This is a genomic window from Pseudacidovorax intermedius, assembly GCF_001476815.1.
Classification (GTDB): Bacteria; Pseudomonadota; Gammaproteobacteria; order Burkholderiales; family Burkholderiaceae_C; genus Xenophilus; species Xenophilus intermedius_A.
This window is the reverse complement of record NZ_LDSL01000190.1, coordinates 1-616: the sequence shown is the minus strand read 5'-3', so window position 1 is coordinate 616 and position 616 is coordinate 1. Positions and strand designations below refer to the sequence as shown.

The window sequence follows — 616 nt, the reverse complement described above, 5'->3', positions numbered from 1 at the left end:
GCGTGGCCGATGCGCTCGAAACGGGTATCGTCGGCATCAACGAAGGCGCCCTGGCGGCCGAGGCCGCGCCTTTCGGCGGTGTCAAGGAATCGGGCTATGGCCGCGAGGGCTCGGTGCACGGGCTCGACGACTACCTGCACATCAAGTACGTCTGCCAGGGACAGCTGGACTGAACGAGACGAGAGAACGAAAGACTTCGCCATGAGCAATCCCTTCAAGAACGCCCTGGCCGCGCGCCAGGCCCAGGTCGGCCTGTGGCTGTCGATGGCCGATTCGTACGCGGCCGAGGCCTGTGCCACGGCCGGCTTCGACTGGCTGCTGATCGACGGCGAGCATGCGCCCAACAACGTGCTCAGCATCCTGCCGCAGCTGCAATCGGTGGCGGCCTACCGCAGCCATCCGGTGGTGCGGGCCGTCAACGGCGACACCGCCCTCATCAAGCAGCTGCTGGACATCGGCGCGCAGACGCTGCTGGTGCCCATGGTGGACACGGCCGAACAGGCGGCGGCGCTGGTGTCGGCCACGCGCTATCGGCCCGGCGGCTTCCTCGGCGTGGGCGAGACCAAAGCTCCGCGGCCTGTTCGGCCGTGTCCACCAGACGCACACACAACGTACA

At 67.7% G+C, this 616-nt stretch carries 2 protein-coding genes; both read left to right on the top strand.

Annotated elements, in window-relative coordinates:
• Window positions 1-173, top strand: a 173-nt coding sequence (locus tag NS331_RS25850; RefSeq protein ID WP_153013018.1) for an aldehyde dehydrogenase family protein, incomplete at its 5' end; no start/stop codon positions are given.
• 28 nt (window positions 174-201) lie between these two features.
• Window positions 202-616: aldolase/citrate lyase family protein (locus NS331_RS23810; RefSeq protein ID WP_242873871.1), on the top strand; the 415-nt coding region annotated here is incomplete at its 3' end.